This window comes from Halomonas sp. ND22Bw, assembly GCF_003011945.1.
In the GTDB taxonomy this organism is placed as follows: domain Bacteria; phylum Pseudomonadota; class Gammaproteobacteria; order Pseudomonadales; family Halomonadaceae; genus Halomonas; species Halomonas halophila.
In genome coordinates this window covers 1-313 of the sequence record NZ_PXWD01000515.1, presented here as the reverse complement: position 1 = coordinate 313, position 313 = coordinate 1, and the positions used below count along the sequence as shown (strand labels likewise).

General features: G+C 67.4%; 1 protein-coding gene. It reads left to right on the top strand.

Features of this window, described 5'->3' with window-relative positions:
* Positions 1–313 (top strand): pyridoxamine 5'-phosphate oxidase family protein (locus tag CVH10_RS19170; protein ID WP_219924848.1); only part of this gene is annotated, 313 nt, incomplete at both ends.

Sequence of the window (313 nt, the reverse complement as noted above, 5' to 3'; positions counted from 1 at the left end):
AAGACGATGATCGAAACACGCGACCAACTCCGCGCGCTCTACGCGCAACCCGGCGAACGCGCCGTGCGCAAGCAGCTCCCGCGACTCGATGTGCACATGACGCGCTTCATCACGCTGTCGCCCTTCTGCGTGGTGGCCAGCGCGGGCCCGCAAGGTCAGTTGCTCGATGCGTCGCCACGCGGCGGTGCGCCCGGTTTCGCGAAGGTGAGCGACCCTTCCACCGTGCTGCTGCCCGACTCCGGCGGCAACAACCGGCTCGACACGCTGGAGAACCTGCTGGCCGATCCCCGCATCGGCCTGCTTTTCGTCATCC